We start from the raw sequence: 25,258 nt of genomic DNA, 5'->3' as shown, positions 1-25,258 counted from the left end.
TGCCGTGCCGGGCGTCGCGACCCGGTGAACCTTTCCGGTCACAGCACTAGGCAGAGTCGCGGTCCGCCGCGCGGACCAGCCGCTCCAAGTGCTCCCGGCCCGGCCCGAGCCGCTCCGGCAGTTCGCCTGCGCCGGGATACCAGCGTTTCTCGTACTCCCAGCAGAGCCAGCCCCGCGGCGGCAGCAGGGCCACCGCCTCGGCGAGGGGCAGCGCTCCCCCGCCGAGCCCGAGCGGGGTCAGCTCGTGCGCGGACGCCACGTCCTTGACCTGCGTGTACCCCAGGTGCCCGGCGAGGGCCCGGCTCGACTCGGCCGGCGACTCTCCACCGAGCCAGGTGTGCAGCACGTCCCACAACGCGCCCGCGCCCGGATGCGCGACCCGGTCGAGGACCCGGGCCGTGGCGGTCGCGGTGCGGTGCGAATCGTGGGTCTCCAGCAGGATCCGCACCCCGTGCCGCTCGGCGAAGGGGGCGGCGGCCCGGAGCCTGCGGACCGCGTGCTCGTCGGCTTCGGCCGGGGGCAGGTCACCTCCGCCGGGGAAGACCCGTACGTAGGGGGCTTCGAGGTCGGCGGCGAGCCGGATCAGGGCCTGGACCTCGGCGAGGACGGGCTCGTCGGGGCCGGGCGCGGCCACCCGGGCGTAGCCCGCGACGCCGAGCACGGCGACGCCGACGGAGGTCAGGGTGCGCAGTCCGGCCGTGCGGTCGCCGGCGGGGCTGTCGGGGTGCAGGGGTTCCTCGGGGTGGGCCCGTAGTTCGAGTCCCTCGTACCCGTGCGTGGCGGCGAGCTCCGCGCTGCGCTCCAGCGGGGTGCCGGGCAGGCCGAGGGTGGAGAAGGCGAACCTCACGGATGGCCCCCTTCGGTGGCGGCGGACGGTCCGGCGACGGGCCGTCCGGCGGCGGGCGGCGGCGCGGTGGAGGCGCGCACCGTCAACTCGGCCGGCAGCGTGGTGATACCGCCGGGGGGCAACGCTCTGCGGCCCGTGACGAGCTGGGCCGCGAGCACCCCGGCCTCCCGCAGCGGCAACCGGACGGTGGTGAGGGCGGGGGCGGTGTCGACGCAGACGGGCAGGTCGTCGAAGCCGGCGACGGAGACGTCCTCGGGTATCCGCAGGCCTGCCTCGCGCAGAGCCGCGGCGACGCCGGTGGCGACGGTGTCGTTGGCGGCGGCCACGGCGGTGAAGGGCGCTCCGCGGCGGAGCAGTTCACGGGTGGCGTCATATCCGGCGGAGCGCTCGAACCCCGCATGCACGGTGAGGCCGGCGCAGTGTGCGGGCAGTGCGGGGTCGTGGTCGCGCAGCGCGTCCTGGTGTCCGGCGAGGCGCTCCCGGGTGGTGCTCAGTCCGGGCGGACCCGCCACGTAGGCGATGTGCCGGTGGCCGAGCGCCAGCAGGTGCTCGGTGAGCCGGAAGGCCCCGCCCCGGTCGTCGAACATGACGGTGGCGACGGGAAGTCCGGCGGGCATGGGCAGCGGGGGCCGCCCGCACAGCACCACCGGGGCGCCGGTGGCGGCGATGCGGGCGAGGCGGGCGGCGAGCGCCCTGGTGTGCTCCGGATCCTCCACGGCGCCGCCGGTCAGGACGACCCCGCCGGCCCGCTGTCCCTCCAGGAGGGCGAGGTAGTCGAGCTCGGCGGCCGGGGCCCCCTCGGTGTTGCAGACGACGGCGAGCCGGCGCGCACCGCCCTGTCCGCCGGGGGCCAGGGCGCTCTGCAGGGATCCGGCGAGGATCCCGAAGAAGCTGTCCGCGACATCGTGCACGAGGACGCCGATGAGGTCCGAGGTCGCGGCGGCGAGGGCCCGCGCGGGGCCGTTGGCGATGTAGCCGAGGTCCTCGACCGCTTGCTCCACGCGGGTCCTGGTGCCGCCCGCCACCGGGTACCCGCCGTTCAGTACGCGCGAGACCGTGGCGGGCGATACGCCCGCGTGCGCCGCCACTTCGGCGAGTGTGACCGCCATCATCCCCTCCTTCCGATCCGTCCCGGGTCATCGTCTCACCCGGTGTGTGGATCTCCATACTCGCCGACGAAGAAAGCGCTTTCTATCACCCGTAAGAGTCTTGCACCCCGACAGCGCGCGGGCCTAGCCTGATCGGAGAGAAAGCGCTTTCTATGCGGCCTTCTCGGTCACTCGGCACAAGGAACACGCAACAAGACGAAGGAGGGGGACATCGTGCAGCGCAGGACGATCAAGATCGCCATGAACGGCGTCACCGGGCGAATGGGATATCGCCAGCACCTGGTCCGCTCCCTGCTCGCACTGCGCGAGCAGGGCGGGCTCGACCTCGGCGACGGCACGGTGCTGTGGCCGGAGCCGGTGCTGGTCGGGCGCCGCGAGGAGGCCCTGCGGGCCATCGCGGAGCGGCACGGCCTGGAGCACGTGAGCACGGACTTGTCGGCGGTGCTGGCCGATCCGGAGGTCGAAATCTACTTCGACGCCCAGGTCACCAGCGCCCGCGAGCCGGCCGTGCGACAGGCCGTGGCAGCCGGAAAGCACGTGTACTGCGAGAAGCCCACCGCCCTCACCTTCGAGTCCTCGCTGGAGATCGCGCGCCTGGCCGCCGCGGCCGGAGTCAAGCACGGGGTGGTGCAGGACAAGCTGTTCCTGCCGGGCCTGTTGAAGCTCAAGCGGCTCATCGACGGTGGCTTCTTCGGCGAGATCCTCTCCGTCCGCGGGGAGTTCGGATACTGGGTCTTCGAAGGCGACTGGCAGTCCGCCCAGCGCCCTTCGTGGAACTACCGCTCCCAGGACGGCGGCGGCATCGTCGCCGACATGTTCCCGCACTGGGAGTACCTGCTGCACGAGCTGTTCGGCCGGGTCCGCACGGTGCAGGCGCTGACGCGCACCCACATCGGCCGCCGCTGGGACGAGGACGGCAAGCCGTACGAGGCCACCGCGGACGACGCGGCGTACGGGATCTTCGAGCTGGAAGGGGGCGCCGTAGCGCAGATCAACTCCTCCTGGGCGGTGCGGGTGAACCGCGACGAGCTCGTGGAGTTCCAGGTGGACGGGACGCACGGCTCGGCGGTCGCCGGGCTGCGCGGCTGCCGGATCCAGCACCGCGCGGCGACGCCGAAGCCGGTGTGGAATCCGGACCTTCCCCTGACCGAGACGTTCCGCGACCAGTGGCAGGAGGTCCCGGACAACCATCCCGCCGACAACGGCTTCAAGGCCCAGTGGGAGCTGTTCCTGCGCCATGTCGTCCAGGACGAGCCCTGGCAGTGGGACCTGCTGGCCGGGGCCCGCGGGGTACAGCTCGCCGACCTCGGGCTGCGGTCCTCGGCGGAGGGCCGGCGGCTCGTGGTCCCGGAGGTGGCGCTGTGAGCATCCGGCTCCCCTCGGCGGACGGCGGGCTGCGCCTGCACACGCCGGTCACCGCTCCGCTGGCGCCGCTCACCTGCGGCCCGGCCCGCAGCCGCACCTTCTACTCGGCCGCGCACGTGGTCGCCGATCCCCTCTGCGCCTCGGCCGATTCCGGGCCGGTGATCGACTGGGAGAGCACGCTGGCCTTCCGGCACACGCTGTGGGCGCAGGGCCTCGGGGTCGCCGAGGCCATGGACACGGCGCAGCGCGGGATGGGGCTGGACTGGCCGGGCGCGGCGGAGCTGATCCGCCGTTCGACCGCCGAAGCCCGGTCGGTGGGCGGCCGGATCGTCTGCGGGGCGGGCACCGACCAGCTGGCTCCGGACACCACGCATTCCCTGGCCGCCGTCACCGCGGCGTACGAGGAGCAGCTGGCGCTGGTCGAGGAGTGCGGGGCGACGCCCGTGCTGATGGCCTCGCGCGCCCTGGCCTCGGCGGCGCGCGCCCCGGAGGACTATCCGGAGGTGTACGGGAGGCTGCTGCGGCAGAGTTCCCGGCCGGTGGTGCTGCACTGGCTGGGGCCGATGTTCGACCCGGCGCTGGAGGGGTATTGGGGTCACGCGGACCTGGACGAGGCCACGGACGTCTTCCTGAAGATCATTTCCGAGTATCCGGAGAAGGTCGACGGCATCAAGGTCTCGCTGCTCGACGCGGGGCGCGAGATGGACATCCGGCGGCGGCTGCCGACAGGGGTCCGCTGCTACACGGGCGACGACTACCACTATCCGGAGCTGATCGCCGGTGACGGCGAGCTGGCCAGCGACGCCCTTCTGGGCATCTTCGATCCGATCGCCCCGATCGCGGCGCGGGCGGCGCTCGCCCTCGACCAGGACGACACGGCCGGGTTCCGGGAGCTGCTCGATCCGACGGTGGCGCTGTCCCGGCACCTGTTCGCGCCGCCCACCCGCTACTACAAGACGGGTGTCGTGCTCCTGGCCTGGCTGGCAGGGCACCAGGAGCACTTCGCGATGGTGGGCGGACTGCACTCGGCCCGCTCGCTCCCCCATCTGGCCACCGCGTACGAACTGGCCGACAACCTGGGCCTGTTCCCGGACCCGGAGCTCGCCGAGGCCCGGATGCGCCGACTGCTCGCGCTGCACGGGGTGGCGTCATGAGCCCGGCGAAGACGCCGCCGCCGGCGGCGCCGGCCCGGTTCAGCCTGAACCAGGAGACGATCCGCCAGTGGTCGATCCCCGAGCTGGTGGCCGGGTGCACCGCCGCCGGGGTCGGCGCGGTCGGGCTGTGGCGGGATCCCGTACAGCGGTTCGGGGTGCGGGAGACCGCGAAGCTGGTCGCCGACGCCGGACTCCGGGTCAGCTCGTTGTGCCGGGGCGGCTTCTTCACCGCCGCCGATCCCGTGGGGCGCGCGAGCGCCCTCGAGGACAACCGCCGTGCCGTGGAGGAGGCCGCCGAACTGGGCGCCGACACCCTGGTCCTGGTCTCGGGCGGCCTTCCGGACGGGGACCGGGACCTGGCGGGAGCCCGGCGGCGGATCGTCGACATCCTGGGCGACCTGGTCCCGTACGCCGCCGGGCACGGGGTGCGTCTGGGGATCGAGCCGCTGCACCCGATGTACGCGGCGGACCGCTGTGTGGTCTCCACCCTCGGTCAGGCCCTGGACATCGCCGAGCAGTTCCCGGCGTCGCGGGTGGGGGTGGTCGTCGACTCCTACCACCTGTGGTGGGACGAGCGGCTGCCCTCCGAGGTGCGGCGGGCCGGTGAGGCCGGGCGGATCGTGTCCGTCCAGGTCGCCGACTGGGTGACACCGCTCCCCGAGGGCGTGCTGCTGGGGCGGGGACAGCTGGGCGACGGCTCGATCGACCTGCGGGCCTTCCGGGAGCTGACCGACTCCGCGGGGTACCTGGGGCCGGTCGAGGTGGAGATCTTCCATCCCGGCCTGTGGGCCCGCGACGGCGAAGAGGTACTGCGGGAGGTGATCGACCGCTACCGCGAGCACGTCGCATGAGGGGGTGCGTGAACCGAAGACACGGGGGCCACAGCGTTTCAGGCGAAGCAGCGTTTCAGTCAAAGGAGACTGTGATGACAGATGTGTGGAGCCGCCGTGCCTTCCTCACGGCGGTCGGTGGCAGCGTGGTACTGCTCGGGTCCCCCGTCCTCCCGGCGACCGCCGGGACGGTGACCGCTGTGCACGCCGCCATGCGCGCGGTGTGGCAGGGCCTCGTCCTGGGGACCGTGTCCTCCCCCACCGCGGAGCCGTTCCGCACCCGGCTGACCGCGCTGGGCACGCAGGCCGGGCAGTGGCGGTCCTCGATGGCCCCGGCGACCGGTTCGCTCTGGCCCGACCAGGTCTTCACCACCGACCCCGAGTGGATGGCGCAGAGCTACTACCGGCTGCGGAGCATGGCGGAGGCCTACGTCAGGCCGGGGACGGGGCTCACCGGCGACGCCGCGCTGCGCACGGCCGTGCTGACGGGGCTGGACCACCTCCACGCCCAGGTCTACAACGCCGGCCAGGCACGGTACGGAAACTGGTGGTGCTGGCAGATCGGCGCACCCCAGGCGCTGCTCGACACCGTCGTCCTGATGTACGGCCAGCTGTCGGCGGCCCAACTCGCCGGATACTGCGCCGCCGTCGACCACTTCGTCCCGGATTCGTCCGTCGCCTCCTATACGGGGATCAGTACCGGAGCGAACCGGGTGGACCTGTGCCGGGTGCTCGCGCTGCGCGGCGTGGTCGGCGGTGCCGACGCGAAGATCGCCCTGGCCCGGGACGCGCTCACACCGGTGTTCCCGTACGTCACCTCCGGTGACGGGCTCTACCGGGACGGCTCCTTCATCCAGCACACCTATGTCGCGTACACCGGCTCCTACGGCTCGGTCATGCTCGGCGGACTGGGCATGCTGTTCGGCCTGTTGAAGGGGACGACGTGGGAGGTCACCGACCCCGGCGCGCAGATCGTCTTCGACGCGGTGGAGCACGCGTGGGCCCCGTTCCTCTACAACGGGCTGATGATGGACGCCGTATCGGGGCGGGCCCCCAGCCGGGGGGTCCAGGTCGCCGATACCCTCCAGGCGCAACTGGACGACCACACCCGCGGGCACTCGGTCCTCGCCGCGATCCTGCTCCTCGCCGAGGGCGCGAGCACCGCCGAACGGACGCGCTGGCGTGGCCTGGTGAAGGGCTGGACGGCGCGGGACTACTACAGCCCGCCGCTGGCGGACGCCACCCAGAGTCTGTCGGCCCTGGCCCGCCTCTCCGAGGTCCTGGCGGACGCCGCGGTCACGGCCGCGCCCGAGCCGGTGGCGCACCGGCTGTTCCCCTCGATGGACCGGGCCGCGCACCGCAGACCGACCTGGGCGGCCTCCCTGTCCATGGCCTCGAAGCGGATCACGCACTACGAGACGGGCAACGGCGAGAACCTGCGCGGCTGGCACACGGGCAGCGGCATGCTCTCCTGGTGGGGCTCCACTTACGGGAACGGTCAGTACTCGGACGCGTTCTGGCCCACGGTCAATCCGTACCGGCTGCCCGGAACCACCGCCTCCCGCAAGGCGCTGGCCGACGGAGCCGGGGGCGACTGGGGCGCTTCCCGGCCGGATGCCACCTGGGTGGGCGGCACCACCGACGGGGAGTTCGCGTCGGTGGGCCAGCACCTGAAGGGACTGGGCAGCACCCTCACGGCCCGCAAGTCCTGGTTCTTCCTCGACGACACGGTGGTCTGCCTGGGCGCCGGGATCAGCTCCACCGACGGCGCCGCGGTCGACACGGTCATCGACAACCGGAACCTGGGCGCGACCGGCACCCACGCCCTGACCGTGGGCGGCACGGTCCAGCCGGCCACGCTGGGCTGGACCGCCTCCTTCCCCGGACCCGGCTGGGCGCACCTGGCGGGCTTCGGCGGCTATGTGATGTCGGGTTCGAACACCTTCCGGGCGCTGCGGGAGGCCCGCACCGGCCGGTGGAGCGACATCAACCGGAGCGCTTCCACCACGGTCCTCACCCGGCGCTACCTGACCCTCTGGTACGACCACGGGACGAATCCGGCCGCCGGCAGCTACGTCTACCAGCTGATGCCGGGCGCCTCGGCCGCCCAGACCTCGGCGCGGTCCGCCGCCACCGGTTGGCTCACGGTGCTCGCCAACAACCCGACCGCCCAGGGGGTCACGGTGGGCTCGCTCGGCTTCACCGGGGTGAACTTCTGGCAGCCCGCGACGATCGGCGCCCTGCAGGCGAGCGCGCCGTGTTCGGTCACGGTGCGGGAGCCCGGCGACGGCACTGCCGTGGTCTGCGTCTCCGACCCGACCCGCACCCTGTCGGGGCTGACCCTCGTGTGGAACCGGCCCGTCACCCAGGTGCTGTCCCAGCCGCCGAGCGTGGTCTCGGCGAGCACCGGGAGCACGCTCCGGCTCGACTTCGGCAGCCTCACCGCTCGGGAGGGGGCGAGCCAGGTGGTGAAGGTCAAGCTGGGGTGATCTCCGGGCAAGCCGATCCCGGACACCCCGCAGGGCGGTAAAAGCGGAACCCACAGGGTGACATAGCGTGACCTGCATGGATCAGGAGCACATATCCGGGGACGGCGAAGGCGCGGGCAGGCGGCGGTTCCTCGCCCTGGCGACGGGGGCGGCGGCCACCGCCGCCGGGCTGGGAGCCGTGGCCGGCTGCGCGAACGGGGACGCCGGGGAGGCGGACGGAGCGGACGGGGCGGGGCCCGGCGGGAGCCGGGAGCCGTCCGGTCACCCGGACAAGCAGGAGGGGCCGCGCGGCTTCGACGTCCGGGCCGAGAACGCCCGCCCGGGCAACGCCGACTGGCAGGTCGCCAAGGCCGGCCCGGCCCACGCCATCGAGGGCTTCGCCGACCGGGTCAGCGTGCTGCCCGGCGAGTCCTTCGGCCTGCACGTCTCCACCACCGCGCCCCGGTTCACCGTATCCGCCTACCGCATGGGCTGGTACGGCGGCGCCCGGGCCCGCCTGGTCTGGCGCTCCGAGGCCCTGCCCGGGGTGCGCCAGCCCGACCACACGGTGGACACCGCGACCCGTACGGTGCGCACCCGGTGGGCCCGTAGCACCACCGTGGAGACCAAGGACTGGCCCGAGGGCTGCTACCTGCTGCGCCTCGACGCGCAGGGCGGCGAGGGCCAGCGGTTCGTCCCCGTCACCGTGCGGTCCGCCGCCACGGCCGGGCGTACCGTCGTGGTCAACGCGGTGGCGACCTGGCAGGCGTACAACCGCTGGGGCGGCTACGGCAGTTACGACGGCCCCAGCGGCGGATACGCCTCGCGCTCGCTCGCCGTGACCTTCGACCGGCCCTACGAGTACGACGACGGCGCGGGCCTCTTCCTCGTGTACGAGGCTCCGCTGCTCGCGCTCGCCGAGCGGCTCGGCATCCCCCTGGCCTACACGACGACCACCGACGTGGCCCGGGAGAAGCGACTGCTGGAGGGCGCTTCGGCGGTCCTCTCCCTCGGCCACGACGAGTACTGGTCGCCCGAGCAGCGCGCGCACGTCACGGCGGCCCGGGACGCGGGCACCAACATCGCGATCCTGGGCGCGAACTGCTGCTACCGCCGGATCCGGCTGGAGGCCTCCGAGCTCGGACCCGACCGTACGGTGGTCTGCTACAAGTCCTCCTACGAGCAGGATCCCGGCTTCAAGCGGGGCCACCCCGCCACCGTCGACTTCCGTTCCCCACCGGCCGCCGACCCCGAGAGCACGCTGCTCGGCGTGATCTACGACGGCTACCCGGTGGACGCCCCCTACGTGGTGACGAACCCGGGCCACTGGCTCTTCGAGGGCACCGGCGCGAAGGCAGGCGACAGCTTCCCGCACTTGGTCGGCGTGGAGTACGACAAGGTCAACACCGGTTTCACGACCCCGCGCCCGATCGAGATCCTGGCCCACTCCCCGGTGGTCTGCGAGGGCCGGCCCAGCCACCAGGACACGGCGTACTACACGACCCCGAGCGGCGCCGCCGTCTTCGCGACGGGGACGATGCGCTGGGTGGAGGCCCTCGACGCGAAGGGCGACGGCCGCAGCCGGGCCAACCACGGCCTCGACGCGCGCTCGGGCGCCCTGACCACCCGGGTGACGGAGAACCTGCTCCGCACCTTCGCGGCGGGCCCGGCGGGACGGACGCATCCGGCGCAGGACAACCTGAAGGCGGTATACGGGCGTTAGGCCCCACCCCGAACGCACTGGACTCCACCCGTAAGGGGTGTTTAGGATCATGTCGCGGCATCGCGTGTCGGTCACCGGCTGGGTGAGGCATGGAGGTGCCGGGACGTGCCTTTCGGAGGCATCCACATGACGGTTCAGCTCAATCACACGATCATCCACTCCCGTGACCGCCGGGAGTCGGCCGAGTTCCTGGCGTACTTCCTCGGCCTGGAGGTCGGAGCCCCCTGGGGCCCCTTCATCCCCGTCGAGATCGCCAATGGCGTCACCCTGGACTTCGCGACCATTCCCGCCGAGTCCATCACCGCACAGCACTACGCGTTCCTCGTCTCCGAGGCCGAGTTCGACGAGGCCTTCGAGAAGATCAAGCGAGCGAAGCTCACCTACTTCGCCGACCCGCACGGACAGCGCCCCGGCGAGATCAACCACAACGACGGCGGCCGCGGCGTCTACTTCGAGGACCCCTCGGGCCACGGCATGGAACTGATCACGGTGCCGTACGGCGGCTTCAAGGAGTAGGACCGGCCCGGCAGCGGGGGGGCTCGCGCGTCCCCGCCGCCGGATCCCGTGCACGACGCGATGGCGTTCAGTCGAGGATGCGCCGCATGACCCACACCGGCAGCGCCGGGTTCCGGGCCGCCGCCCGCGCCGTCTCCTCATCGCCGAGCAGCCCGACCAGCGCGGGCACCGGCAGCCGCGGATGCTCCGCAGCTTCCCGGCGGACCGACGGGGACGGGTCGCGGAGCAGCCGCTCCGCCGACTCCGCGGACAGCCGGGGGTCGGTCGCCGCCCGGGCCCGGACCTCCTCGTCCTCGTCCCGGCTGAAGCGTTCCACCAGCTCCGCCGTGGAGTCCGGGTCGTCCAGCGCGAGCTGCCGCAGCCTCCGGTTGGGGTTCTCGGCGTAGCGGAGCAGGTCGCGGCCGGGGAAGTTCGGATGGCCGTAGGGGCGGTTCGGGGTGGACAGGCTGCCGGTCCACCAGGTGAAGACCTCGAGCAGCATGTCCGCCGGGGCGTCGTCGCAGCGCTCCGCGAGGAACAGCCGCACGGTCCGGTCCTCGTCCCGGGCCAGCCGCTCCACGACATCGGCCGGCAGCCGCCGGGCCATCGCCACGCTGCCGCGCAGTACGGGGTGGACGGAGCCGGCGAGCCGGCGCATCGCCTCGGGATCACCGTGCAGGGCCGTCACCCACGCTGCGGGGTGGCGCATGCCGTCCAGTTCCAGGCCCGGCAGGAAGCCGGCCCGCTCCTCCTCCGTCAGCTCGGGCCGCAGCGATACGGCGAGGCGTACGGAGTAATCCGGATCGGCGGCGAGTACGGCGACCTGGTCGGGTTCCAGGTACGGATTCTCCGCGAGGAACCTCCGCCAGGTGGGATCCGGGCTCCCGGTCAGGCGCAGCACGAGGTCCCGGGCCAGCCGCCGGCTCTCCACCAGGTCGAACGTCTTCCTCACCCGGTCGAAGAGCTCGCACGTGACCGGGACCTCCTCGTGCCGGGCCAGCGCGACCGCCGTCCGCACCACCTCGGCGCGGTCCTCGGCCAGGCGGGCCCGGATCCCCTCGTCGAAGCCCGCCCAGGCCGCCTCGGCCGCCGCCGCGCGCACGGTGGCCTCCGGATCGGCGGCCAGGGCCCGGAGCAGCCGCTCCGGCATGCGGGGCAGGCTCGCGGCGTCCGCCCGGGCCTCGGCGGAGCGGGCCGCCGCCAGCGCTTCGTACACGTCCTCGGCGAGCAGGCCCCCGGCGGCGTCCGCCAGGTACGCCAACGCGTACCGGCGCCCGTCGTCCGGCTCTCCCCGCACGAGCCGGGACCACTGTTCGGTGGTGAGGGTGACGCAGGTTCGGGTGCCGGTCCTGAGGAACCGCAACGTGACGCCCCGGTGCTCGGCCAGGCTGCCGCGCACGCGCCGGTCCGGGTGCGCGATCGCGGCCTCCAGCACCGCTTGCGGCAGGTCCGCCCGGTACAGCAACTGGTCGCTGATGCCGAGCAGCCCCACCAGGATCTCGTCGGGCGCGGCCCGGTTCATGCTCAGGCCCTCCCGTCTGTCCTGGCGCAGCCGCCGGCTCACCGCCTCCCCGAACTCCAGGGCGTCCCAGCCCGCCGTCACGTCCGTCTCAGTGCCCCGTCCGGTCCCCATCCTCCGGAAGGTAGACGATGTTCGGCGCGCCCGTCGTCGGGTGGGTGGCGATGCGGGTGCGGACCCCGTAGACCTCGGCCAGCAAGGACTCCGTCAGTACCTGGGCCGGAGTGCCCGAGGCGGCCACCCGGCCGCCCGCCAGGACGTACAGGCGGTCGCAGTACATCGCCGCCAGGTTGAGGTCGTGCAGGACCAGCAGGGCGGTGGCGGGCAGGGCGCGGACCAGGCCGAGGATCTCCAGTTGGTAGCGGATGTCCAGGTGGTTGGTCGGTTCGTCCAGGGCGAGCAGGCCGGGGTCCTGGACGAGGGCGCGGGCCACCAGGGCGCGCTGGCGCTCGCCGCCCGAGAGCCCGTCGAAGCGGCGGCCGGCGAGGGCGCCCGCGCCGACGGTGTCCAGAGCCCGCGCGACGCGGCGTACGTCGTCGGGTCCGTCCTGCTCCCAGAACCGTTTGTGCGGGCTGCGCCCCATGGCCACCACCTCGCGCACGGTCAGCCCGAAGGTGCCGGCCGCGTCCTGGGGCACCACCGCCACCCGCCGGGCACGGTCCTTGACGCCCAGCGAGGCCGCGTCCACGCCGTCCAGTAGGACGCGCCCGCCGGTCGGGCGCAGGGTGCCGTAGACGCAGCGCAGCAGTGTCGTCTTGCCGCTGCCGTTGGGGCCGACGACTCCGACCGTCTCGCCGGGGCGGGCGGTGAGGTCGATCCCGTGCAGCAGCGGCTGCCCGTCGATCTCGTAACGCACGGCCTCGACGGCGAGTTCCGCCGGCCCGGCCGCCCGCCCAGCCGCCGGCCCGGCCGCCCGCCCAGCCGCCGGCCCGGCCGTGCGCCCCGCCGCCGGACCCGCCGGCCGTCCCGCCGTCATCCCACGACCCCTTCGGTACGGGTGGACCTGCGCAGCATCCACAGGAAGAACGGCCCGCCGACGAGCGCCGTGACCACGCCCACCGGGATCTCCTCCGGCGCGGCGGCGGTACGGGCGATCAGGTCGGCCAGGGTCAGGAACACCGCCCCTCCCAGCGCGGCCACGGGCAGCAGTGCCCGGTGCCCGGCGCCGACGACCATCCGGGCGGCGTGCGGCACCATCAGCCCCACGAAGCCGATCGCCCCGCTGTAGGCCACCAGTACGCCGATGACGAGCGAGGTGAGGACGAACACGGCGGCCCGGAACCGGCTCGTGTCCAGGCCGAGCGTCTGGGCGCCCTCCTCCCCCGCCAGCAGCAGGTCGAGCGGCCGGGCCAGGGCGATGAGCAGCCCGGTGCCTAGGAGCAGGGCCCCTGCGGGGAGGGCCAGTTCGCCCCAGCGGGCCCCGCCGAGCCCGCCGAGGGTCCAGAACAGCACGCTGCGGATCTGGTCCGGACGGGCGGCCAGCACCAGGATCAGGCTGGTCAGGGCGGACAGCACGTACTGGACGGCGACTCCGGCGAGGATCAGCCGGCCGGTGGTCATGGCGCCGCCGCGCCGGGCCATCGCGTAGACGGCGACGAGCGCGCCCATCGATCCGGCGAACGCGGCGAGCGGGACGGCGGTGCCGCCCGCGAAGCCGAGGAATCCGGCGCCGAAGACGATCACCAGCACGGCTCCGGCCGAGGCCCCGGAGGAGGCTCCGAGCAGGAACGGGTCGGCGAGCGGATTGCGCACGAGGGCCTGGAGCACGGTTCCCGCGACGGCGAGTCCCGCGCCGACGACGGCCCCGAGCAGGACGCGCGGCATCCGGACGTCCCACACGATCGCCCCGAAGGCGCCTGCTCCCCCGCCGGGTCCCGGCCCTGCGAGCACGATGTCGAGCACCTGGCCCGGACGGATCCGTACCGGTCCCAGGGCCAGCCCCGCCAGCGCCGACGCGGCCAGCGCGGCGGCGAGCAGAGCCAGTACGACCGGGGTACGGGTGAACGCGCGGGCGGCCCGGAGCCTCACGGGGCGACGGGGTGGAGCTGGCCGCCCAGCGACTCGACGGCGTCGGCGACGCGTACGCCGAGCACGGCGGAGGACAGCGGCAGCACGACGAACCGCCGGTTCTTGATCGCGGGTACCTGTGCCAGCGCCGGATCGTTCAACAGACGCTGCTTCTTGGCTTCGACGGTGGTCCCGCCGTAGTCGTAGATGAGGACGACCTCGGGCCCCCGCTCGATGACCTTCTCCCACGACACGTCGCCGAAGGTGTCGTCGAGGTCGGCGAACACGTTCGTCCCGCCCGCCAGCGAGACGATCTCGTTGCCGATGCCCCTGCCGCCCGAGGTGAAGGCGGAGGCCTCGCCCGAGTCGTAGACGAAGACGGCGGGCTTGGCCCTGTCCTTCACACGTGCGCTGACGGCTTCGATCCGGCGCTGTTCGTCCGCGAGGAGCCGCTCGCCGCGCTCGGGCACGCCGAAGGTCCGTGCCACCTCGGTGATTTCGGTCCTGAGCTGGTCGAGGCTGACCTTGCCCTCGGTGCAGTACTCCACGCTGAGCCGGGAGTTGATGCCGGACTTCGCGAGTCCCTCGCGGTCGCGGCCCTGCGCCTTGTCGAAGGCGCTGGAGTAACCCCCGTACACGAAGTCGGGGTTCGCGCCGAGGAGGATCTCCTTGGCGGGGTAATCCTTCGCCAGCACCTTGATCTTGTCGTACGCGGGCCGGTAGGCGGGCAGCACGGCGTCGTCCAGGTAGGCCGTCCCGACCGTCCTCCCCTCCAGCCCGAGGGCCAGGAGGATCTCGGTGGCGTGCTGGTTCATGGCGACCGCACGCTGAGGCGGCGCCTGATAGGTGCTGGTGACACCGCAGTTGGTGACCGTGTACGGGAAGCCGGGCGCGGCTCCCACCGCCTTCACGTCCTGCGGTCCGGGAGACCCCCCGCACGCGGCCAGCGGTATCAGGAGGGGGACCGGCAGGAGCGCGCGCAGCAGCGCACGGGAGTACGAAGACATGGTGAAGCCTCTCCGGGGGATCCGCGTCCCCTGGTCGAACCGAAAAGGCGGTGCTTCAGTGTCTGACTCCCGGGTCCCCGTGCGGGGGCGTCCGGTCACAGTGGCGGGACCGCACCGGATTCACACCGGTTTCCTGTCTCGCACCGCCTGGATAACCCGGCCAGTCTGCCAGAAGGCGCGGGGCGTCATCGTCCCGGGCGCACCGCGCCGGCCGGCCGGGACGCCCGCGGCGCCCGGGACGCGAGGGTCCGCAGCGCCTCGTCGGAGGGTGATCCCGGCTCGGCCGTGTAGAGGTAGAGGGTCTGGTCGGGGTCGTCCGGGAAGGTGAGGGACTCGTACTCCAGGGCCAGTTCGCCGACAGCGGGGTGCCGGAAGCGCTTGGTGCCGTGGGTGTGCTCGAGCACGTCGTGCCCGGCCCACCAGCGCCGGAAGTCACCGTCGAACGCGGCCAGTTCATCGACGAGGGGGCTCAGCGCCGGATCGTACGGGTGCCTGCCCGCGTAGAACCGCAGCGCGGCGACGGCTCCGCGCGCGGCGCTCTCCCAGTCGGCGAAGAGCGCCCGGGCGGTGGGGTCCAGGAAGAGGAACCGGGCCAGATTGCGGCGGCGTTGATCCGGTGTACCCGACGTCTCTGTGCCCGAATCCGGTGTGCCCGACTCCGCTTCACCGGACTCGACTGTGCCCGACTCGACTGCGTCCGACTCCGCGGCGCCCGACCCCACCGTGCCCGACCCCGCCATGCCCGACCCCGGCGCCTCCGCGCCGAAGCCGGCGTAGAGGGTCTCCGCGAGCCGGTTCGCGGCCAGGACGTCGAGCCGGCGCCCCATGATCATCGCTGGGGTGCCGTCGTCCAGGGCGTCCAGTACCCGGTAGAGGCCCGCCCGGACCCGCTGCGGGCCGGCCGTCTCCACGGGGCCGGGGGCGCCGGCCGCCGTGTCGGTGGCGCGCCCGGGCCCGGGCGCCCGCTGCGGCCGGGCCAGGCCGAAGAGGTGGGACCGCTCGGTGGCATCGAGTCGCAGCGCCCGGGCCACGGCGTCGAGGACCTCGGCGGACACGTGCAGGGTGCGGCCCTGCTCCAGCCGGGTGTAGTAGTCCACGCTGACCCCCGCGAGCTGCGCGACCTCTTCGCGCCGCAGCCCGGGCACGCGGCGCCTTCCCGGATGAGCGGCGACGCCCACCTCCTCGGGTCCGATCCGGGCGCGGCGGGAACGCAGGAAGTCCCGCAGGTCGGACTGGGGCACGCGCTCGGCGGTGGGGGTCATCCCCCCAGGCTAGTAGTGCTTCGTTACGTCGGGTGATCTATCGCCTGGTGGTGGGCATCCTCCGGTTATGAGGCTTGGGGAGGTGGAACGGCTCCGTGGTGAGTTGGCGGAGTTCGTTGCTGATGTGTTCGCGTCGTTTCCGCGGCGGGATCAGCGCAGGTGGGGCGGGTGTTATCTGCGGGGTTTGATGCTGGACGGGCGGCGTAAGTCGATCCAGCCGATGGCCGAGCGGTTACCGGACGGGAACATGCAGGCCTTGCAGCAGTTCGTGAATCAGTCGCCGTGGGATCCGCTGCCGGTGCGGCGGCGGATCGCCGAGCGGCTGACGGAAGCTGTCGGGCCCGAGGTGTGGGTGGTCGACGACGTGTCGTTCCCCAAGTGCGGGACGGCGTCGGCGGGAGTGGCCCGGCAGTACTGCGGCGCGTTGGGCAAGACGGCCAACTGCCAGGTCGCGGTCAGCGTCCACGCAGCGACCGACTTCGCGTCCTGCCCGTTGGAGTGGGAGTTGTTCCTGCCCGAGGACTGGGCCGGGGACGAGGGGCGGCGGCAGAGGGCCGGGGTGCCCGACGAGATCGGGCATGTCTCCAAGATCCGTCTTGCTCTGGGTCTGCTCGACCGCCTCGCCACCTGGCTGCCGAGGGTGCCGGTGATCGTGGCCGATGCCGGCTACGGCCGCAGCGTCTCCTTCCGGCTCGCGCTGGAGGAACGCGGATGGTCCTACGTGATGGCGGTCGATCCCAAAGAAGTCGCACGGCCTGCCGCCGCCGAGCCCCTCCAGCCGGCTTACGGCGGGCTGGGGCCGCCCACACTGCCCCGCTACCGCGAGGCGGCCCGGTCCCTGCCGGATTTCATCGATGCCGGCACCTGTTTCCGGGAAGTCACCTGGCGCCAGGGCAGCAAGGGTGCGATGACCTCGCGTTTCGCTGTCCTGGAAGTGCGTCCGTCGGGCAAAGAGGCCTGCCGGACCGCCCAGGAACAGGCCGGTGGACGCAACCAGTGGAACGGGGTCCTGCCGCTGCGAACCCTGCTGGTCGAACAGCCCGCAGGAGCGGACGGGCCGACCGCTACTGGATGACCAACCTGCCCGCCACCACCCCGATCGCCGACCTGGTGCGGTGGGCGAAGATGCGCTGGCGGATCGAGCACGACTACCGCGAACTCAAGCACGGACTGGGCCTGGACCACTTCGAAGGCCGGACCTGGCGCGGCTGGCACCACCACGTCACCCTCGTCACCGCCGCCCAGGCCTTCCTCACCCTGCGACGGCTCGACCCAAAAGCACACACGCCGGCCTGACCCTCTACCAAGTCCTCGACACGCTCCAGGACCTGCTCAAGTGCTGGACCGGCACCTGCACCACCTGCGGCCACCCCCTGCCCCGCAACAGAACCAGACCCAGAACCTAACGAAGCACTACTAGGCCGTCCCTTTCGGATCTTGCCCGGCCCGCGCCGCCCGGCAGATCCGGAAGAGACGGCCCAGGCGCTCCGGGATGCCGTGTCACAGCCCCGTCACAGCGGCCCCGTGGGTGCCGGACCCGGGCGACCATGGCCCGATGCGCAGACACCACGTGATCATCGCCCTCACCGGCGCCGGACTCCTCGCCCTCACGGGGTGCGGCAGCGACTCCGACGCGCCGGCTCCCGGCAAGACCTCCGGCCCGGCCCCGGCCTCGACCGTGCCGAGCACCGATCCGAGCGGCAGGCCCAGCGTCGATCCGAGCGCGGCCCGCCCCGACAGCGGCCTCCCGCCGAGCCCCGCTCCCGCGCAGCGCGCCGCCTATCTGGCCGCGCTGAACACGATCGACCCCGAGATCGTCAACGGCAAGGACGACAAGGCCGTCTCGCGCGGCCTCGACCAGTGCCAGTCGATGAAGGGCGAGAAGGACCCGGCCAAGCGAGTGGCCGGCGCGAACCAGCGCTTCATCGGCCCCAACCACCCCGACGGCTTCGGCCCCGTCAAGTCCGCCCTGATCGTCGCGGCCGTCCAGGCCAACCTCTGCCCGACCTACTGAGTCCCTCCAAGCGTGAGGGCAGAGCCGGCCGCAGGCAGCTCGGCCAGTGCGCCGAAGCGCGGCGCGATCATGTCCGCACACCCGGCCTGCCTGTCTGCCATGGATTAAGACATGCTGTCCGAATCCGACGCGCCTTCCTCGGTCTTGAAGGTGCGGAAGCCGCGGCGGTGGTAGTTGGGCAGCGCGTTGGAGTTGTCGGCCGACGACGTGTGCAGCCATACCCGGCGCACGCCCGGCACCAGTTTCCAGCCCTGCCGGACCGCGAGCGTCAGCGCATGACCGCCGAGCCCCTTCCCAGTGAACTCCGGCAAGAGCCCGAAGGTCCTGATCTCGACGTCGGCGCCCGGGTGGAGGTCGTAGCAGACCATGCCGGCGGGCTCGTCCGCCAAGGTCAGCAGCCAGCACGTCCGGTCCGGATGCCCGGCGAACCACGCCTGCCACTCCTCGGGGCCACGTCGGGCGCTGCGCCACTGGTACGGCGCACCGATCCTGGCCATCAGGCCGGGAACCAGCGCCAGGTCCTCGCCAACGGCGACGAGCGCCAGTCCCGGGGCCGGAGCACCGGGAACGAGCTGACTCGGGTCGGTCATCTCCACATACGTCACGGTCTTCGCCACCCAAGGGAGGCTACGCCCCCGGGGCAAGCGAAAAGGGACTCCGGGAGCGTTCTCCCGGAGTCCCTTTTCGATGAATACCTGGTCAAGCATGGCAGGGGTGGCAGGGCTCGAACCTACGACAACCGGTTTTGGAGACCGGTGCTCTACCAACTGAGCTACACCCCTTCGGTGAGACCAACCATGTCACGGCGGACGCCGAAGATCCACTGAATTCGGTGATCAAACACGAGGAATTTCGTCCCGGGTCTGCACGCCGGCACATCCGAGCCGGTCGACGACCGGGCCGTCTTCGCTGGTCAGAGCGATGCCGACAGGGGTCGGCCCGCCGCGACCGATCCTATTTGATGTCCAGATTTTGAGACAACAAGTGTCGCGCCGTGGACAGTTGACCCCGCGGCACGCCCACCGGAGGCACCGCGCGAAGCCGCCCAGGGGAGGCGCCCGGCCACGCCCTGGGGTGCATCTCTCCGGAACGCACCCTCCCTCTTGCGGCCGTGGAGAACCGCACCCCGTCCCCGGTGCGTGGTACCGGCGAACGCGCTGGCGCACACACCGAATTGGGGGAAACGGGTGGCATCCAGAACGAGGGCGGGCACGGCGGCACTCACAGCCGCTGTGGCCGGGACGCTGATCATGGGGACGGCCGCGGCCGGCATCCAGCCGGCACTGGCCGCGAACTCCACCGCACAGGACGCGCAACAGGACACCTATCAGGACTCGCAGGACACGCAGGAGTCGCAGGAGACGACGGGGAGTTCGGCCGGCGCGAAGCCGCCGGCCGACGCGACGGTGACGCTGATCACCGGTGACCGCGTGGTCGTCGGCGGCGACGGCGCCGTCGTCCGGATCACGCGTGGTGCGGGCCGCGAGAAGACCACCTTCTCGGTCCGGCGCGAGGCCGGGCACACGTACGTCATTCCGATGGACGCCCTGCGCCTGCTCGGCGACGGCGTCCTGGACCGGCGGCTGTTCGATGTCGCCCAGCTGGCCAAGGACGGGTACGACGACGCGCACCGCGGCGCACTGCCCCTGATCATCGGCTACCGGAAGGACGGCGCCCCGGTGGGTGCCTTCGCGACCGGTGACCCGCTCGCCCGGGTCGCGCGCGAGCGCCGTCCGCTGCCCTCCGTGGACGGCGAGGCCTTCGAGGTGCCCAAGGCCGAGACGGCGGCCCTGTGGTCGGCGGTCACCGGCAGCATGGACGCCCGTGCGCGGGGAGCCGCTCCCACCACGCCCATCGCCCACGTGTGGCTGGACGGCAAGGTCCGCGCCTCCCTCGACACGAGCGTGCCGCAGATCGGCGCGCCCGTCATGTGGAATGCGGGCTACACCGGCAAGGGCGTCAAGGTGGCGGTCCTGGACACGGGCGTCGACCAGGACCACCCCGACCTCAAGGGCGTCGAGATCGCCGAGAAGAACTTCAGCGACTCCCCCGACTCCCTCGACCGGTTCGGGCACGGCACCCACGTGGCCTCCATCGTCGCCGGGACCGGCGCACGGTCGGGCGGCCAGTACAAGGGCGTGGCGCCCGGGGTGCGGCTCCTGGACGGCAAGGTCATCAACGACGACGGCTGGGGATCCGAGTCGGGCATCATCAGCGGCATGCAGTGGGCCGTCGACCAGGGCGCGAAGATCGTCAACATGAGCCTCGGGGGCCAGGACGACCCGGGTGTGGACCCGAAGGAGGCGGCGGTCGCCCGCCTCTCCGCCAAGGCCCTCTTCGTGATCAGCGCGGGCAACAGCGGCGACCGGCCCGGGACGATCGGCTCGCCCGGAAGCTCCCCGGCCGCGCTCACGGTCGGCGCGGTCGACAAGCAGGACCGGATCGCGGACTTCTCCAGCCGCGGCCCGACGGCCGACGGGGCGTCCAAGCCGGACATCACCGCTCCGGGCGTCGACATCACCGCCGCCCTGAGCACGCACAGTTGGAATCCCGACGACAAGAGCTACACCACCATGTCGGGCACGTCGATGGCCGCCCCGCACGTCGCGGGCGCCGCCGCCCTGGTGCTCCAGCAGCACCCCACCTGGAGCGGAGCCCAGCTCAAGGCGCTGCTCACCGGATCGGCCCGCCCCGACCCGGCGCTCACCGCCTTCGAACAGGGCTCCGGCCGGGTCGACCTGGCACGGGCCGCCACGGCCGTCGTCGTCTCCGAGTCCGGCTCGCTCAACTTCGGTACGCGGCTCTGGCCGCACGCCGACGACAAGCCGGTCGGCAAGTCCCTCACCTACCGCAACTACGGCACCAAGCCCGTCACCCTCAAGCTGAGCACGGCCGCGACCGGCCCGGGGGGCGGCCCGGCCCCGGCGGGAATGTTCACCGTCAAGGACGCCCAGCTCACCGTCCCCGCCGGTGGCACCGCGACCACCACCGTCACCGTCGACACCCGCAAGGGCACGGCCGACGGCACCTTCGGCGGCAGCGTACGGGCCGAGGGCGGCGGCCAGTCGGTGCGCACCGGCATGGTGGCCGTCCGCGAGGTGGAGTCATACGACGTCACCCTCCGGCACACCGATGTCGACGGCAAGGCTCCGCTGAGCTACTCCAGCGCACTCGCCAAGATCGACAGGGAGGTGCCGGGACGCATCGATTTCCCGGTCGTGCCGGGCGGGACCGTCGTGAAGCGGATACCCAGGGGCAACTACCACTTGGAGAGCGTCGTCTTCGGCGCGGGCGGCCGGATGGCCGTCTTCGTCCAGCCGGTCGTCAAGGTGACCGCGAAGACCACAATCGTGCTCGACGCCCGCAAGGCCAAGCCGTTCACCGTCACCACCCCGGATCCGGCAGCACGGCTGGTCGGCGGCACCCTCGGGTACACCGATCCGAACGCGCGGGTGGCCAGCTCCTGGACCTTCGACGGACGGACACCGGTCCGCACCGCCGCGCTCGGCACGACGAGCACCGGCATGCAGGCGCAGTTCAACGGGGTGTGGAAGAACCCCGGCGCGGCCGGCAAGAACGTCGACTACCGGCTCGCCTTCAACCGCACGGGCAGCTTGTTCACCGGCCTGACCAAGACCGTCACCCGGTCCGAGGTCGCCGAGTTGAAGCTCGGCTTCGCGGCGTCCGTCACCGGGGCGAAGGGCTTGCTCTGGATGACGCCCTACGACGTGACCGGTACGTCCGCCTTCGGCATGCGCGACCCCATCGAGCAGGACCTGCCGATGTCCGGCGTCCAGTACGTCAGCACCATCGGGGTCCGCTGGACCTGGAACGTGTACCAGCTCAACGCCCAGGGTGACTCGCGCCTGGGCTACGACACCGACCTCATCACCTACAAGCCGGGCAGCAGCAAGGCCGTGAGGTTCAACTTCGGCGTGGTCGGTCCCAGCATGGAGAACGGGTTCCAGGACGTCGGCGTCCACCGGACCGGCGACAACATCTACGCCAACCTCCGGCTGTTCAACGACGGCAGCGGCCACGTGGGCGGCTCATACGTCACCGGGGGTTTCACCCGACTGGAATCCGGCGGCAAGGTCATCGCCGAGGGGGCGGAAAACGGCCAGGTGAGCGCAGACGTTCCGGCCGGCTCGGCGGCGTACCGACTGAGCGCGGAGTCGAGGCGCTCTCCCCTGGACACCACGACCAGTACGAAGGTGGCCGCGGCCTGGACGTTCACCTCGGCCCGGCCTCCCACGGACGAGTCGGTCAGACTGCCGCTGTCCACGGTGCGGCTCTCCCCGACGCTGAGCCTGCGGGGGACGGCCCGGGTGGGCGACGCCCTGAAGGTTCCGCTGCACCTGGGCGGGCCGGCCGCGGGGGCCGGGCAGGTCGCCGCACTGACCGTCCGGGTCTCCTTCGACGAGGGGAAGACCTGGAAGCTCCTCGCGGTGACGACCGATGCGAAGGGGGCCCGCTCGGTGATCGTGCAGCACCCGGCGGCGGCCAAGTCCGTGTCCTTCCGGGTGGACCTGAGGGACAAGGCCGGCAACACCGTGCGCGAGACGATCACGAACGCCTACCGGCTCGTGCCGTGAGGTGACCACAGCACCGGTCCGTCCAGTCTGACGTGACCGTGGCGAACACAGGTGGGCCCCGCCGGCGGCGGGGCCCACCTGTGTTCGCCCACCACGTTTCACCCCACCCCCTTGACCCGCTGTGGTCCAGACCAATAGTTTCCGCATGTACAGCGCACGCGCCCCGGCACCACTCACCGCATCCGCAAAGGAAGCCCATGCGCCGCAGCATGCTCGGCAGGCTGGCCGTTGCCGCCTGCTCCCTCTCCCTGCTGACCGCCTTCGCCCCCGCCCACGACGGGGGCGGCCACGACGGCTCCGGGCACGGCCGCTCGTACAAGAAGGTCGGCTACTTCACCCAATGGGGCGTCTACGGACGGGACTTCCAGGTCCAGGACCTGGAGAAGAACGGCAGCGCGAGCAAGCTCACGCACATCAACTACGCCTTCGGCAACATCGGCGCGGACGGCAAGTGCTTCACCGGCAACGTCCCCGGTGAGGCCGACGCCTGGGCGGACTACGTCCGTCCGCTGGACGCCGAGAACTCGGTGGACGGCGTCGCCGACGACTGGGTGCAGCCGCTCGCCGGCAACTTCAACCAGCTCCGCGAGCTCAAGGCCAAGCACCCGGACCTCAAGGTCCTGATATCCCTGGGTGGTTGGAGCTGGTCCACGCACTTCTCGGACGCCGCGCTCACCCCGGCCTCGCGCAAGGCTCTCGTGTCCTCCTGCATCGACCTGTACATCAAGGGCAACCTTCCGCAGGACGGCAGCCGCGGCGGCGCGGGTTCGGCCGCCGGGATCTTCGACGGGATCGACCTCGACTGGGAGTGGCCCGGCTCCTCGGGCGACGCCGACACCACCTACCGCCCCGAGGACAAGAAGAACTTCACGGCGCTGGTGAGCGAGTTCCGCACCCAGCTCGACGACTACGCCCGCAGCCAGAAGCGGAAGGCGAAGTACGAGCTGTCCGCCTTCGTCCCGACCGCCCCCGCCAAGATCGACGCGGGCTTCGACGTCCGCCGGATCATGCGCGACCTCGACTTCGTGACCCTCCAGGGCTACGACTTCCACGTCTCCGGCGAGGCGACCACCGCCCAGCAGTCCGCGCTGTACGCGAGGAACGACTTCAGCGTCGACGGGACCGTGGACGCCTGGGAGCGGCGCGGCGCGCCCGCGCATAAGCTCGTGATGGGCATGCCGTTCTACGGGCAGGGCTGGACCGGCGTCAGCGGCGGCGGGGACGGCATGGGGCAGCCCGCGACGGGCCCGGCTCCGGCCGCCTGGGCATCCGGATACGCGGACTACAAGGAGCTCAAGCAGCTGGCGGCGTCCGGCAGTTACACGCTGCACCGGGATCGCCCGGGCGGCAGCGCCTGGCTGTTCGACGGCACCACCCTGTGGACGTACGACGACCCTCAGGTGCTGCGCACCAAGACCCGGTACATCCGCGAAGAGGGCCTCGGAGGCGCGATGTTCTGGTCGCTGGACGCGGACACCGCCGACGGTGAGCTGATGACCGCGGTCGACGAGGGCCTGCGCGGCCGCTGACGGCCCCGCCCCTGAACAGCGCCGCCGGGCCGCGGAAAAACGACGCGGCCCGGCGGCGCCCCAACCCTTACGCTCCCCGCATGAAGACGAAGACGGTACGCGCGGTCAACGCGCTCACCTCCCGGTGGGCCGGTCACACCGCGGCGGACGGCACGGGCACGGTGTTCACGGCCGCCGGGGTCTGGCCGCTGCTGGCCCTGCTGGCCGACGGCGCCGCCGGACCCGCCCGCACCGAACTGGAACAAGCCCTCGGCATACCCGCCGACGCGGCGGCCGAAGCCGCCCGGGAACTACTGACCGCCCTGGACGGCGTACGGGGCCTGCGCGCGGCCACCGGCCTGTGGGCGCGACGGGACCTCGCCCTGGAGACGGCCTGGTCGGACCGCCTCCCCGCCGGAGCCCGGGGCACTCTGACCGGCGACGAGGACACCGATCGCAAGGCCCTCGACGCCTGGGCCGCCGAACGCACCGACGGCCTCATCGAGAGAATGCCGGTGCCCGTCGACGAGGAGACACGCTTCGTGCTCGCCTCCGCGCTCACGCTGCGCACGCGGTGGATCCAGCCCTTCCACGCCTGGACCACCGAGATCGACGAAGGCCCCTGGTCGGGGCGGACCGTGCAGGGCCTGAGCCGCAGTACGCCCCTCCTCGACCGGGTCCGCGTGGCCCGGGCGCCCGGCGGCCCGGTCACCCTGCTGGAGGTGGTGGGCGACGGCGGAGTCGACGTCCATCTCGTCCTGGGCGAGCCGCAGGCCCCGCCGGGCCGGACCCTCCAGGCCGGTATCGCGGCCGTCACCCGGGCAATCCCGACGACGGGCGCGAGCCTGCTGCCCGAAGGGAACCCTGGGCCGGGCCTGCACATCGGCAGCATTCTCTCGGAACGCCGCGAACACCGGCTCGTCATCAGCACGGTGGCCTTCGAAGTGGAGGCGGACCACGATCTCCTCGACTCGGCCGGGCTGTTCGGCCTGGAGAGCGCCCGCGACAGCCGCAGCGGCCACTTCCCGGGCATCAGCGGCGAACCGCTGGCCGTCGGCTCCGCCCGGCAGTCGGCGGTGGCGCGCTTCCACTCCGAGGGCTTCGAAGCCGCCGCCGTGACGGCGATCGGGGCCGTCGGCGCCTGCGCGATGCCCCGGCTGAGGTACCGTGTCCGACACGCCGAGGTCGCCTTTAACCGCCCCTTCGGCTTCCTCGCCGTCCACCGGACCTCCCGCCTGGTGCTCGCCGCGGGCTGGGTGGCGGACCCCCTCCCCTACGAGGAGATGGACCACGAGGCGGAGGAAGCGGAGGCCTGGGCCAAGCTGGATGCCGAGGAGTGGGGTTGAGCAGTTCCC

18 protein-coding genes, 1 tRNA gene, 1 pseudogene and 1 riboswitch are annotated in these 25,258 nt (G+C 72.4%); of the genes and pseudogenes, 11 read left to right on the top strand and 9 right to left on the bottom strand.

Annotation, left to right across the window (positions count from 1 at the left end; translation table 11 throughout):
* Positions 1 to 46 precede the first annotated feature (46 nt).
* Positions 47 to 847 (bottom strand): sugar phosphate isomerase/epimerase family protein, encoded by an 801-nt coding sequence (locus AC3IYI_RS36445; protein ID WP_489407703.1) that lies wholly within the window; start codon positions 845 to 847, stop codon positions 47 to 49.
* Positions 844 to 1,956 (bottom strand): LacI family DNA-binding transcriptional regulator, encoded by a 1,113-nt coding sequence (locus AC3IYI_RS36440; protein WP_489411802.1) that lies wholly within the window; start codon positions 1,954 to 1,956, stop codon positions 844 to 846. Before AC3IYI_RS36440 ends, AC3IYI_RS36445 begins: the two co-directional genes overlap by 4 nt.
* Before the next feature lie 240 nt (positions 1,957 to 2,196).
* Here AC3IYI_RS36440 and AC3IYI_RS36435 point away from each other — a divergent pair, with 240 nt between their 5' ends.
* The 6 genes from AC3IYI_RS36435 to AC3IYI_RS36410 all read left to right on the top strand — a co-directional run bounded on the left by AC3IYI_RS36435 (position 2,197) and on the right by AC3IYI_RS36410 (position 10,012).
* On the top strand, positions 2,197 to 3,321 hold the full coding sequence (locus tag AC3IYI_RS36435) for a Gfo/Idh/MocA family protein (RefSeq protein ID WP_489411801.1): 1,125 nt from the start codon (positions 2,197 to 2,199) through the stop codon (positions 3,319 to 3,321).
* Positions 3,318 to 4,475: a dihydrodipicolinate synthase family protein gene (locus tag AC3IYI_RS36430; protein WP_489407702.1), complete on the top strand. Its 1,158-nt coding sequence runs from the start codon at positions 3,318 to 3,320 to the stop codon at positions 4,473 to 4,475. Before AC3IYI_RS36435 ends, AC3IYI_RS36430 begins: the two co-directional genes overlap by 4 nt.
* Positions 4,472 to 5,326: a sugar phosphate isomerase/epimerase family protein gene (locus tag AC3IYI_RS36425; protein WP_489407701.1), complete on the top strand. Its 855-nt coding sequence runs from the start codon at positions 4,472 to 4,474 to the stop codon at positions 5,324 to 5,326. Before AC3IYI_RS36430 ends, AC3IYI_RS36425 begins: the two co-directional genes overlap by 4 nt.
* A 74-nt stretch (positions 5,327 to 5,400) precedes the next feature.
* Positions 5,401 to 7,794 carry a polysaccharide lyase 8 family protein gene (locus tag AC3IYI_RS36420; protein WP_489407700.1) on the top strand — a complete coding sequence of 798 codons (2,394 nt, stop codon included), beginning with the start codon at positions 5,401 to 5,403 and terminating at the stop codon, positions 7,792 to 7,794.
* Positions 7,795 to 7,870: 76 nt separating this feature from the next.
* Complete coding sequence (locus tag AC3IYI_RS36415; protein ID WP_489407699.1) at positions 7,871 to 9,496, top strand: N,N-dimethylformamidase beta subunit family domain-containing protein; 1,626 nt, start codon at positions 7,871 to 7,873, stop codon at positions 9,494 to 9,496.
* A 126-nt stretch (positions 9,497 to 9,622) separates the two neighbouring features.
* The gene (locus AC3IYI_RS36410; RefSeq protein ID WP_489407698.1) at positions 9,623 to 10,012 is read left to right on the top strand and encodes a VOC family protein; all 390 of its coding nucleotides are present in this window, start codon (positions 9,623 to 9,625) and stop codon (positions 10,010 to 10,012) included.
* Positions 10,013 to 10,079: 67 nt separating this feature from the next.
* On the opposite strand, the gene AC3IYI_RS36405 is transcribed toward AC3IYI_RS36410, so the two are convergent.
* The 5 genes from AC3IYI_RS36405 to AC3IYI_RS36385 form a co-directional block, all read right to left on the bottom strand.
* On the bottom strand, positions 10,080 to 11,624 hold the full coding sequence (locus AC3IYI_RS36405; protein WP_489407697.1) for a PE-PGRS family protein: 1,545 nt from the start codon (positions 11,622 to 11,624) through the stop codon (positions 10,080 to 10,082).
* Complete coding sequence (locus tag AC3IYI_RS36400) at positions 11,602 to 12,486, bottom strand: ABC transporter ATP-binding protein (protein ID WP_489407696.1); 885 nt, start codon at positions 12,484 to 12,486, stop codon at positions 11,602 to 11,604. Before AC3IYI_RS36400 ends, AC3IYI_RS36405 begins: the two co-directional genes overlap by 23 nt.
* The gene (locus AC3IYI_RS36395) at positions 12,483 to 13,538 is read right to left on the bottom strand and encodes a FecCD family ABC transporter permease (protein ID WP_489407695.1); all 1,056 of its coding nucleotides are present in this window, start codon (positions 13,536 to 13,538) and stop codon (positions 12,483 to 12,485) included. Before AC3IYI_RS36395 ends, AC3IYI_RS36400 begins: the two co-directional genes overlap by 4 nt.
* Complete coding sequence (locus AC3IYI_RS36390) at positions 13,535 to 14,524, bottom strand: ABC transporter substrate-binding protein (RefSeq protein WP_489407694.1); 990 nt, start codon at positions 14,522 to 14,524, stop codon at positions 13,535 to 13,537. The genes AC3IYI_RS36395 and AC3IYI_RS36390 overlap by 4 nt, the downstream gene beginning before the upstream one ends.
* Before the next feature lie 56 nt (positions 14,525 to 14,580).
* Positions 14,581 to 14,660: riboswitch (cobalamin riboswitch) on the bottom strand.
* 49 nt (positions 14,661 to 14,709) lie between these two features.
* Positions 14,710 to 15,786, bottom strand: coding sequence for a helix-turn-helix transcriptional regulator (locus AC3IYI_RS36385; protein WP_489407693.1), 1,077 nt, complete (start codon positions 15,784 to 15,786; stop codon positions 14,710 to 14,712).
* Between the two features lie 67 nt (positions 15,787 to 15,853).
* On the opposite strand from AC3IYI_RS36385, the pseudogene AC3IYI_RS36380 reads away from it, so the two are divergent.
* Together AC3IYI_RS36380 and AC3IYI_RS36375 are read left to right on the top strand one after the other, a co-directional pair.
* Positions 15,854 to 17,082, top strand: a pseudogene (locus AC3IYI_RS36380) (IS701 family transposase).
* Between the two features lie 259 nt (positions 17,083 to 17,341).
* The gene (locus AC3IYI_RS36375; RefSeq protein WP_489407692.1) at positions 17,342 to 17,800 is read left to right on the top strand and encodes a DUF732 domain-containing protein; all 459 of its coding nucleotides are present in this window, start codon (positions 17,342 to 17,344) and stop codon (positions 17,798 to 17,800) included.
* Positions 17,801 to 17,904: 104 nt separating this feature from the next.
* Here AC3IYI_RS36375 and AC3IYI_RS36370 read toward each other — a convergent pair whose 3' ends face one another.
* On the bottom strand, positions 17,905 to 18,417 hold the full coding sequence (locus AC3IYI_RS36370) for a GNAT family N-acetyltransferase (RefSeq protein ID WP_489407691.1): 513 nt from the start codon (positions 18,415 to 18,417) through the stop codon (positions 17,905 to 17,907).
* Positions 18,418 to 18,506: 89 nt separating this feature from the next.
* Positions 18,507 to 18,582, bottom strand: a tRNA-Trp gene (locus AC3IYI_RS36365).
* Between the two features lie 468 nt (positions 18,583 to 19,050).
* On the opposite strand from AC3IYI_RS36365, the gene AC3IYI_RS36360 reads away from it, so the two are divergent.
* The 3 genes from AC3IYI_RS36360 to AC3IYI_RS36350 all read left to right on the top strand — a co-directional run bounded on the left by AC3IYI_RS36360 (position 19,051) and on the right by AC3IYI_RS36350 (position 25,249).
* Positions 19,051 to 22,395, top strand: coding sequence for a S8 family serine peptidase (locus tag AC3IYI_RS36360; RefSeq protein WP_489407690.1), 3,345 nt, complete (start codon positions 19,051 to 19,053; stop codon positions 22,393 to 22,395).
* Positions 22,396 to 22,592: 197 nt separating this feature from the next.
* On the top strand, positions 22,593 to 23,924 hold the full coding sequence (locus AC3IYI_RS36355; RefSeq protein WP_489407689.1) for a glycoside hydrolase family 18 protein: 1,332 nt from the start codon (positions 22,593 to 22,595) through the stop codon (positions 23,922 to 23,924).
* Between the two features lie 80 nt (positions 23,925 to 24,004).
* Positions 24,005 to 25,249, top strand: coding sequence for a serpin family protein (locus AC3IYI_RS36350; RefSeq protein ID WP_489407688.1), 1,245 nt, complete (start codon positions 24,005 to 24,007; stop codon positions 25,247 to 25,249).
* The last annotated feature ends 9 nt before the right edge of the window (positions 25,250 to 25,258 follow it).

This window comes from Streptomyces sp. GL_148 (assembly GCF_057834205.1).
This window is presented reverse-complemented; position numbering and strand designations above follow the sequence as displayed.